This is a genomic window from Pseudomonas sp. zjy_15 (assembly GCF_043101865.1).
Classification (GTDB): Bacteria; Pseudomonadota; Gammaproteobacteria; order Pseudomonadales; family Pseudomonadaceae; genus Aquipseudomonas; species Aquipseudomonas putida_Y.
In genome coordinates this window covers 1-8,815 of record NZ_JBICII010000077.1, presented here as the reverse complement: position 1 = coordinate 8,815, position 8,815 = coordinate 1, and the positions used below count along the sequence as shown (strand labels likewise).

Here is an 8,815-nt window from a genome sequence, read left to right as displayed (position 1 = left end):
CCTACGAGGGCCTGCGCCCAACCACCGACCTGTGTCCACCACCAATCCGGCGTAGGAGCGGGTTTACCCGCGAATACGGTAGCGGCGACAACGGTGAACGGCGGGTGGGGATTGGCCAGCAGGGCCGGCCCTTTCGCGGGTAAACCCGCGCCTACGACGACCGGCGCCCAATCACCGACCTGTGTCCAGCACCAATCCGGCGTAGGAGCGGGTTTACCCGCGAATACGGTAGCGGCGGCAACCGCGAACAGCGGGTGGAGATTGGCCAGCAGGGCCGGCCCTTTCGCGGGTAAACCCGCGCCTACGGGCGACCGCGCAGGCGTTTCGAAGTTTGAGCAAGGCAGTTGTCCCTACGCGAGTTGATCAGCCCGGGATTTTCAGGCCACGCTGCACGGCTGGCCGTTCGAGGAAATTCGCCAGCACGCGCTGCACTTCCTTGAACTGGTCGAAGCCCACCAGGTCACGGGCGTTGTAGCGCTCCACCAGGTTACGCACCCAAGGGAAGATGGCGATGTCGGCGATGCTGTATTCCTCAGCCATCCACTGCCGACCTTCTAAATGCCGATCCAGCACGCCCAGCAGCCGCTTGGACTCGTTGACATAGCGGTCACGCGGGCGCTTGTCTTCATATTCCTTGCCAGCAAAGAAATGGAAGAACCCGACCTGGCCGAACATCGGCCCGATGCCGCCCATCTGGAACATCAGCCACTGCAGGGTCTGATAGCGCTGGGCGGGGTCCTGGCTGAGCAGCTGGCCGCTCTTCTCTGCCAGGTACTGCAGGATCGCCCCCGATTCGAACAGCGGCAGCGGCTGACCGCCCGGCCCGTTCGGGTCGAGGATGGCAGGGATCTTGTTGTTCGCGCTGAGCGAGATGAATTCGGGGCTCAATTGGTCATCATTGTCGAAGCTGACCCTGTGCGCCTCGTAAGCCAAGCCAATCTCTTCGAGCATGATCGACACTTTCACCCCGTTGGGCGTCGGCAGCGAGTACAACTGCAGGCGTTCGGGATGTTTGGCGGGCCATTTGCGAGTAATGGGGAAAGCACTGAGATCGGTCATGATCAACCTTGCCAAGGGAATGAACCTGTCACTCTAGAGACATCCCCAGCCGCTGACCATCACCGACCACTCATCAGCGTTGGCAGCTCAGGCCTGGCCGTGGGCCTTGAGCTTGAGCTTTTCGGTATCGACGCGGACAAACACGGAGTCGGCGGTCACAGTCAGTACATCCTCTGCCCAGACTTCGCAGATGACCCGGCTCTTACGCCCCACTTCGCCTTCGACACGCGCCTTGAGCAACAGCTCGACACCCATCGGCGTTGGTTTCAGGTAGGTCAGGTTGAGCGTGCCGGTAACGCAGTCGATACGCGGCAGGCTGCCCGGCTCTCGGCCTTCGTTACGGTAGTGGTACGCCATCGCCGTCCAGTTGGAGTGGCAGTCGACCAGCATCGCCAGCAGGCCACCGTAAACCAGGCCAGGCCAGCCAATGAAGGTGCTGTCGGGCGAGTGTCGGCACACCAGGTGAACACCGTCGGCGTCCCAGTGGCTTTGCAGGTGCAGGCCGCTGGGGTGGGAACAGCCGCAGCCGTAGCAGGTACCCTCAGGCGCCGCGAGGGCTTGAAGGGAAAGTGTGTGATCAGTCATACGCTTCCTGTGCTTGTTGGAATGGGGGCGCGCAACGCCCCCATTAAAGCAGAAACATCAGGCCGTCTGGGCAACCATCTTGGCACGCCGCTGGGTCAGCGAAACCAGCAGGATGAACGCGGTCACCCCAGCGGTCATCAGCGTTTCGTAACGGTAGGCATCGCTGAACAGCATGTAGCCCAGCACCATGACGATGGTGCCGATCACCAGCCAGGTCAGCCATGGGAACAGCCACATCTTCAGCTCCAGCGGGCGCCCTTCACGCTCGGCACGGGCACGCATGCGCAGCTGCGACACGGCAATAACCAGGTACACCAGCAAGGCGATGGCGCCAGTGGTCGACAGCAGGAAGCCAAACACCTTGCCCGGGAACACGTAGTTGACGAAGCAGCCTGCAAAACCTGCCAGGGTGGAGAAGATCACCGCTACGGTCGGCACGCCGGAACCGGAGATGCGCTTGGTCACGCTAAGCGCCTGACCACGAGCGCCAAGCGAATAGAGCATGCGCGACGCGGTGTAGAGCCCCGAGTTCATGCAACTTGTCACTGCCACCAGCACCACCAGGTCAACCAGCAGCTTGGCGCCCGGCACGTTCAGCACTTCCAGTACACGCTGGAACGACCCTACCGCTTTCAGCTCGGGGTCGTTCCAGGCCACCAGCGACACCACCAGGAAGATCGACGCCAGATAGAAGATGGCGATGCGGTACACCACCAGGTTGGTGGCGCGGCGAATCTTGTCCTTCGGGTTGGCGGTCTCGTCAGCCGCGATGGTGACAATTTCGGCACCGAAGAACGAGAAAATGGTGATCAGCACGCCCCCAAGCACCGTCCCGAAGCCATTGGGCATGAAACCACCGCTGTCCCACAGTCGGCTGACCCCGGATACCTCCGCCAGCGGCCAGAAACCGAACACCGCCAAGGTGCAGACCCCGATGAAGCCAATGATTGCGACCACCTTGACCAGCGCGAACCAGTACTCGAAGGCACCGAAGTTCTTCACGCTGACCAGGTTGGTGCAGGACAGCACCAGCATGATCAGGAAAGCGAACAGCCACGAGGGCACGCCAGGGAAGTAGGCATGCAGGATATCAGCACCGGCAATGGCCTCCACCGGAATGATCAACACCCAGAACCACCAGTACAACCAGCCGATGGTAAAGCCTGCCCAAGGGCCAATGGCTTCCGTGGCGTAGGTGGAAAATGAGCCGCTGTTGGGGTTTGCGATGGCCATTTCACCCAGCATGCGCATCACCAGCAAGACCAGCAGGCCAGTCATGGCGTAGGAGATGAGGATGGCCGGGCCGGCGGTGGCAATGGCGTTGGAGGACCCGATGAACAACCCGGCGCCGATGATGCCGGCAATGGAGATCATGGAAACCTGACGGGAAGTCAGGCCGTGCTGCAGTGAGCGCTGTTTCTTGTTGTCTTGCGAAGCCATGAAGAACCCTCGAATGGGTCGGCCGCAGCAAAGCGGCTGAAGGTCTGAGCAGAATTCTTATAAATTTCTGATGTGTGTTGTTGTTGTTTTTTGCAGATGACCGAAGCGGGTATTGACCTCCTCTTCGCATGACCGGTTGTAATCGTTGATCCAGGTCAGTATTAATCTATAGGCCGGGGTCAACAAACGACCTTTTCGAACCACATAATTCCTTTATGGAATGAACTCCTTCCTTTTTTGCTCGGTATTCGCCCGTCATGTCCAAACGCCTGATGCCTTCGACCACCGCCCTTCAGTGCTTCGAAGCGGCCGCCCGCCACCTCAGCTTCACCCGCGCGGCCCAGGAACTGCACCTGACCCAGAGCGCCGTCAGCAAGCAGGTCGCGCAGCTTGAGGACATGCTCTCGCACTCGCTGTTCCAGCGCATTCGCCGGCGCCTGCACCTGACCCCGGCCGGCGCGCTGTACCTCACCGAAGTGAACAAGATCCTCACCCAGATCGACATATCCAGCCGCTACATCCTCAGCTACGGCGACGAAACCGAAGTGCTGCGCATCGCCACCCAGCCGACCTTCGGCGCCCGCTGGCTGGTGCCCAGGCTCAAGGGTTTTGGTGACCGCTACCCACGGATTCACCTGGATGTGCGTAACGAGCTGGAGCCATTCGACCTGGTTCAGGCCAAGGCTGACGTCGCCTTTTTCTTCGGCCAGGGCACCTGGCCCGGGGCAACCTGCATCGAGTTGTTCAGCGAAGAAGTGGTGCCCGTGTGCAGCCCGCAGCTGCTGGCCAGCCACCGTTTCGACAGCGCCCAGGCGCTGACTGAGCACCGCCTGTTGCAATGCGTTTCGCGGCCAGAGGCCTGGCATGAGTGGTTCCTGGGGCTTGGGCTGCATAGCCAGAACAGCTACCACGGGCCGCGCTTCGACACGTTCTACCTGTGCATCCGCGCCGCCATTTCCGGCTGCGGCATAGCCCTGATTCCCCGCTATCTGGTGGCCGAAGAGCTGAGTGAGGGCAAGCTGGTGGTGGCCTGGGACCACCCTGTGGCAAGCAACGGGAGGCACTTCATTGCGCATGCCGAGCATGCGGCCGAAGTGCCCAAGATCAGGGCCTTTGTGCAGTGGATCCGGGAACGGGTGGCTGAAGGGGATTGATTTGACCTGCCCCGGCCTCTGGTAGGAGCGGGCTTGCCCGCGAAGAGGCCGGCACAGCCAACCCAAAAAACCGGCCAGATCACGAATCCATGGAATGACCGCAATCGAATAATTCGTTTGCGGAATAACCTGCCGACACGCTTGGATAATAAGAAACTCGAACAAGGTCCGCGTGCCCCATGAACCAGGAAAGTATCAGCCAATCCATTGCCATCGTTCACCCGATCACACTTTCCCATGGCCGTAATGCCGAAGTCTGGGACACTGACGGCAAACGTTACATCGACTTCGTCGGCGGTATCGGCGTGCTCAACCTGGGCCATTGCAACCCCGCTGTAGTCGAGGCCATCCAGGCTCAGGCCACCCGCCTGACCCACTATGCCTTCAACGCGGCCCCTCACGGCCCGTATCTGGCACTGATGGAGCAACTGAGCCAGTTCGTCCCGCTCAGCTACCCACTGGCCGGCATGCTCACCAACAGCGGCGCGGAAGCGGCGGAAAACGCCCTGAAAGTGGCCCGTGGCGCCACCGGCAAACGTGCCATCATCGCTTTCGACGGCGGTTTCCATGGACGCACCCTGGCCACCCTGAACCTCAATGGCAAGGTCGCCCCCTACAAGCAGCGGGTCGGCGAGCTGCCCGGGCCGGTGTACCACCTGCCCTACCCCAGCGAGGATACCGGGGTTACCTGCGAGCAGGCGCTCAAGGCCATGGACCGTCTGTTCAGCGTCGAGCTGGCGGTGGAGGACGTCGCAGCGTTCATCTTCGAGCCGGTGCAGGGCGAAGGCGGCTTCCTTGCCCTGGACCCGGCCTTCGCCCAGGCCCTGCGCCGCTTCTGCGACGAGCGCGGCATCCTGATCATCATCGACGAGATCCAGTCGGGCTTCGGCCGTACCGGCCAGCGCTTCGCGTTTCCGCGCCTGGGCATCGAACCCGACCTGCTGTTGCTGGCCAAGAGCATTGCTGGCGGTATGCCGCTGGGTGCAGTGGTCGGGCGCAAGGAATTGATGGCGGCGCTGCCCAAGGGCGGCCTGGGGGGCACCTATTCAGGCAACCCGATTGCCTGTGCGGCGGCCCTGGCCAGCCTGGCGCAGATGACCGACGAAAACGTTGCAACCTGGGGCGAACGGCAGGAACAGGCCATCGTCAGCCGCTATGAGCGCTGGAAGGCTTCGAGCCTGAGCCCGTACATCGGCCGCCTGACCGGCGTGGGCGCCATGCGAGGGATCGAGTTCGCCAATGCCGATGGCAGCCCGGCACCGGCACAACTGGCCAAGGTGATGGAGGCCGCCCGAGCCAAGGGCCTGCTGCTGATGCCCAGCGGCAAGGCGCGGCACATCATTCGCCTGCTGGCTCCGTTGACCATCGAGGCCGAGGTGCTCGAGGAAGGGCTGGATATCCTCGAGCAGTGCCTGGCAGAACTGAACTGAGGCTTACAGGCCGAGTTCTTCCGGGGTAAGCATGTCGGACTCGAAGGCGATCCAGCCGCCTTCCAGTTCGGCATGGCCGTTGACGATCGGGCCGTAATAGGTCAGGCCATTCTCCAGGGTTACGCAAATGTGCGTGGCCGGTTTCTCAGGGGCCGCGAGCGTACCGACGAAATGCACCTTCTTCAGGGTTTCGGTCACCGCTTCCAGGCCCACGCGCATCTTGGGGTTTTCCGAGGCTTCGGTATCTCCGCCACGGTCTTCGGCGCTGATGGTCACGGTGGCGATGTACGGGTACTTGGTGCTCAAGCGGGGTTACCTCGGTGGGTGTATAGGCGTATGGGCGCGTAGAGTACGGCAGGCAGTCTCTGTTGTCTCTACTGGCCTGTTCGCGGGAACGCCCGCTCCCACAGGGATCGCATGTTGCTTGGGGTATGCGGGGCACCTGCAACAGGTGATCTGAATGCCCCGATCTGTTAGGGTGCCCGCCGATGCACGCCACACCACACGAGGATCCCGAGTGAGCGCCGAAGAACCCCTGATCGCCGACCTGTTCGAAGTCGACAAACGCCTGTCCCTCAAGCCCGTCGTGGACTTCAACAGCTACCTGCGCAACGCCTTCGGCGAGGGCCCATGCCACTGCCACCGCTGCGTAGAAGGCGCCGACCAAAGCACCTACAGCCACGCGCACAACTTCACTTTCGAAGGCCGCCAGTGGCACCGCCGGTTCGCCAGCACCGCCGGCAGCGACGTCGCCCAGGTGTTGAAAAAAGCCTGGCTGTCTTACACCAAGGCTGATCTCACCCTGATCGGTGCGCTGGACCTGACCGCCCTCAAGACCTTTACCGAGGCCGCCCTGCACGCGCGCCTGCTGGCCTTGCTGCCGGCCAGCGGCCTGGCCCGCGAAGTGGATGGCCAGTGGATGCTGCAAGCCCAAGCCGACTGACGGCCCGGCGGCAGGGCAGGATTCCACCGGTCTGCTAACTTGGTGGAATCCGCCCACCCACAGGTAGTCTGCCATGGCCCGCACAACGCCCATTGAGCTGTACCGCAATATCGGCATCGTCGCCCACGTGGATGCCGGCAAGACCACGACCACCGAGCGAATCCTGTTCTACACCGGGGTCAACCACAAGATGGGCGAAGTGCACGATGGCGCGGCGACCATGGACTGGATGGCCCAGGAGCAGGAACGCGGCATCACCATCACTTCGGCGGCGACCACGGCGTTCTGGCAAGGCTCGACCAAGCAGTTCGCCCACAAGTACCGTTTCAACATCATCGACACCCCAGGCCACGTCGATTTCACCATCGAGGTGGAGCGCTCATTGCGCGTGCTCGATGGCGCGGTCGTGGTATTCAGCGGCGCTGACGGCGTCGAGCCGCAGTCCGAGACCGTCTGGCGCCAGGCCAACAAGTATCACGTGCCGCGCCTGGCCTACATCAACAAGATGGACCGCCAGGGTGCCGACTTCCTGCGCGTGGTCAAGCAGATCGATCAGCGCCTGGGGCACCACCCGGTACCCATCCAGCTGGCCATCGGCAGCGAAGAAAACTTCATGGGCCAGATCGACCTGGTGAAGATGAAGGCCATCTACTGGAACGATGCCGATCAGGGCACCAGTTACCGCGAAGAAGATATTCCAGCCGATCTGCAGGAGCTTGCCGACAAATGGCGCGCGCACATGATCGAAGCTGCGGCCGAGGCCAATGACGAGCTGACCATGAAGTTTCTCGATGGCGAGGAGCTGAGCATCGAAGAGATCAAGGCCGGATTGCGCCAGCGCACCATCGCCAACGAAATCGTACCGACCATCCTAGGCTCATCATTCAAGAACAAAGGCGTGCCGCTGATGCTCGACGCGGTGATCGACTACCTTCCCGCCCCGTCGGAAATCCCGGCAATCAAGGGCACCGACCCCGACGACGACGAAAAGCACCTGGAACGCCACGCCGACGACAATGAACCGTTCTCGGCGCTGGCCTTCAAGATCGCCACCGACCCCTTCGTCGGCACCCTCACCTTCGCCCGGGTGTATTCCGGTGTGCTCAGCTCCGGCAACGCGGTGCTCAACTCCGTCAAGGGCAAAAAAGAGCGCATTGGCCGCATGGTGCAAATGCACGCCAACCAACGCGCTGAAATCAAGGACGTGTGCGCCGGCGATATCGCCGCACTGATCGGCATGAAGGACGTGACCACCGGCGATACCCTGTGCGACATGGACAAGCCGATCATTCTCGAACGCATGGACTTCCCCGACCCGGTGATTTCCGTAGCAGTGGAGCCAAAAACCAAAGCCGACCAGGAAAAAATGGGGATCGCGCTGGGCAAGCTGGCCCAGGAAGACCCCTCATTCCGCGTGCGTACCGATGAAGAGACCGGCCAGACCATCATCTCGGGCATGGGCGAGCTGCACCTGGACATCATCGTCGACCGCATGCGCCGCGAGTTCAACGTCGAGGCCAACATCGGCAAGCCACAGGTGGCCTACCGCGAGAAGATCCGCAACACCTGCGAGATCGAGGGCCGCTTTGTTCGCCAATCCGGCGGCCGCGGCCAGTATGGCCATTGCTGGATCCGTTTCGCCCCCGGTGATGAAGGCAAAGAAGGCCTGGAGTTCATCAACGAGATTGTCGGCGGCGTGGTACCGCGCGAGTACATCCCGGCCATCCAGAAGGGTATCGAGGAGCAAATGAAGAACGGCGTGCTTGCCGGCTACCCACTGATCAACCTCAAGGCCGCCGTGTTCGACGGCTCGTACCACGATGTCGACTCCAACGAGATGGCCTACAAGATCGCCGCGTCGATGGCCACCAAGCAGTTGTCGCAGAAAGGTGGCGCAGTGTTGCTGGAGCCGGTGATGAAGGTTGAGGTGGTGACGCCGGAGGAGTACCAGGGCGACATCCTCGGCGACTTGAGCCGACGTCGCGGCATGATCCAGGACGGTGATGAAACGCCGGCTGGCAAGGTGATCCGTGCCGAAGTTCCGCTGGGCGAAATGTTCGGCTACGCCACCTCGATGCGCTCGATGACCCAGGGCCGGGCAAGCTTCTCGATGGAGTTCACCCGCTATGCCGAGGCCCCGGCGAGCATTGCCGACGGCATCGTCAAGAAGAGCCGCGGAGAGTAAGCAGCTCTCCTGTGCCGGC

At 62.0% G+C, this 8,815-nt stretch carries 8 protein-coding genes; 4 read left to right on the top strand and 4 right to left on the bottom strand.

Annotated features, from left to right (window positions below):
- Positions 1-363 precede the first annotated feature (363 nt).
- The 3 genes from ACF8EF_RS14450 to ACF8EF_RS14440 form a co-directional block, all read right to left on the bottom strand.
- Positions 364-1,059: a glutathione S-transferase N-terminal domain-containing protein gene (locus tag ACF8EF_RS14450; RefSeq protein ID WP_176682227.1), complete on the bottom strand. Its 696-nt coding sequence runs from the start codon at positions 1,057-1,059 to the stop codon at positions 364-366.
- Between the two features lie 87 nt (positions 1,060-1,146).
- A complete protein-coding gene (locus ACF8EF_RS14445) occupies positions 1,147-1,644 on the bottom strand; it encodes a PaaI family thioesterase (protein WP_003251394.1) in 498 nt (165 codons plus the stop codon).
- Between the two features lie 57 nt (positions 1,645-1,701).
- A complete protein-coding gene (locus ACF8EF_RS14440) occupies positions 1,702-3,084 on the bottom strand; it encodes an amino acid permease (protein ID WP_176682226.1) in 1,383 nt (460 codons plus the stop codon).
- Positions 3,085-3,341: 257 nt separating this feature from the next.
- Here ACF8EF_RS14440 and gcvA point away from each other — a divergent pair, with 257 nt between their 5' ends.
- Together gcvA and ACF8EF_RS14430 are read left to right on the top strand one after the other, a co-directional pair.
- On the top strand, positions 3,342-4,238 hold the full coding sequence (gene gcvA / locus ACF8EF_RS14435; protein WP_003251398.1) for a transcriptional regulator GcvA: 897 nt from the start codon (positions 3,342-3,344) through the stop codon (positions 4,236-4,238).
- Positions 4,239-4,417: 179 nt separating this feature from the next.
- Entirely contained in the window at positions 4,418-5,668 is a 1,251-nt protein-coding gene (locus tag ACF8EF_RS14430; RefSeq protein ID WP_392461678.1) for an aspartate aminotransferase family protein, read from the top strand.
- Positions 5,669-5,671: 3 nt separating this feature from the next.
- Here the strand turns inward: ACF8EF_RS14430 and ACF8EF_RS14425 are convergent, their stop codons facing one another.
- On the bottom strand, positions 5,672-5,974 hold the full coding sequence (locus ACF8EF_RS14425) for a hypothetical protein (protein WP_012051778.1): 303 nt from the start codon (positions 5,972-5,974) through the stop codon (positions 5,672-5,674).
- 211 nt (positions 5,975-6,185) lie between these two features.
- On the opposite strand from ACF8EF_RS14425, the gene ACF8EF_RS14420 reads away from it, so the two are divergent.
- A complete protein-coding gene (locus ACF8EF_RS14420) occupies positions 6,186-6,611 on the top strand; it encodes a hypothetical protein (protein ID WP_392461676.1) in 426 nt (141 codons plus the stop codon).
- Positions 6,612-6,684: 73 nt separating this feature from the next.
- Positions 6,685-8,796 (top strand): elongation factor G, encoded by a 2,112-nt coding sequence (fusA, locus tag ACF8EF_RS14415; protein ID WP_392461674.1) that lies wholly within the window; start codon positions 6,685-6,687, stop codon positions 8,794-8,796.
- Positions 8,797-8,815 lie beyond the last annotated feature (19 nt).

Excerpts from the sequence above, each read along its gene's own strand:
- ACF8EF_RS14450 (WP_176682227.1), bottom strand. The coding sequence starts at position 1,059 with ATGACCGATCTCAGTGCTTTCCCCATTACTCGCAAATGGCCCGCCAAA.
- ACF8EF_RS14445 (WP_003251394.1), bottom strand. The coding sequence starts at position 1,644 with ATGACTGATCACACACTTTCCCTTCAAGCCCTCGCGGCGCCTGAGGGT.
- ACF8EF_RS14440 (WP_176682226.1), bottom strand. The coding sequence starts at position 3,084 with ATGGCTTCGCAAGACAACAAGAAACAGCGCTCACTGCAGCACGGCCTG.
- gcvA (WP_003251398.1), top strand. The coding sequence starts at position 3,342 with ATGTCCAAACGCCTGATGCCTTCGACCACCGCCCTTCAGTGCTTCGAA.
- ACF8EF_RS14430 (WP_392461678.1), top strand. The coding sequence starts at position 4,418 with ATGAACCAGGAAAGTATCAGCCAATCCATTGCCATCGTTCACCCGATC.
- fusA (WP_392461674.1), top strand. The coding sequence starts at position 6,685 with ATGGCCCGCACAACGCCCATTGAGCTGTACCGCAATATCGGCATCGTC.